We start from the raw sequence: 326 nt of genomic DNA, 5'->3' as shown, positions 1-326 counted from the left end.
GATGGGCGCAATCACCCCCCTGCCGAAGCCGTCGCTGGCCCTGATGCGCAGGTGCCCGCCCGGCGGACCCTCGCGCAGGTCGCGCATTTCCTCCAGCGCCTGCAGGATGCAGGTCACGCCCGGGTTGCAGCCCTCCAGGAACAGCTCGCCTTCCCGGGTCAGCGTGGTCGAGCGCGTGGTGCGCAGGAACAACCGCACGCCCAGCTGGCTTTCCAGCTTCTGCACGCTGCGGCTGACGGCCGAGCGGCCGATGCCGAGGCGGTCGGCCGCGCGCGCGAAACTGCCCTCGGAGGCCACTGCAATGAAGGCCAGCACGCCGGCGTAGC

At 71.8% G+C, this 326-nt stretch carries 1 protein-coding gene; it reads right to left on the bottom strand.

The genetic code is table 11. From position 1 onward, the window contains the following. A partial coding sequence (locus EN846_RS34175) for a LysR family transcriptional regulator (RefSeq protein WP_245518773.1) occupies nt 1-297 on the bottom strand: 297 nt, incomplete at its 3' end. Nucleotides 298-326 lie beyond the last annotated feature (29 nt).

Origin of the sequence: Mesorhizobium sp. M4B.F.Ca.ET.203.01.1.1, from assembly GCF_004791025.1 — a bacterium.
Lineage (GTDB): Bacteria > Pseudomonadota > Alphaproteobacteria > Rhizobiales > Rhizobiaceae > Mesorhizobium > Mesorhizobium abyssinicae.
This window is presented reverse-complemented; position numbering and strand designations above follow the sequence as displayed.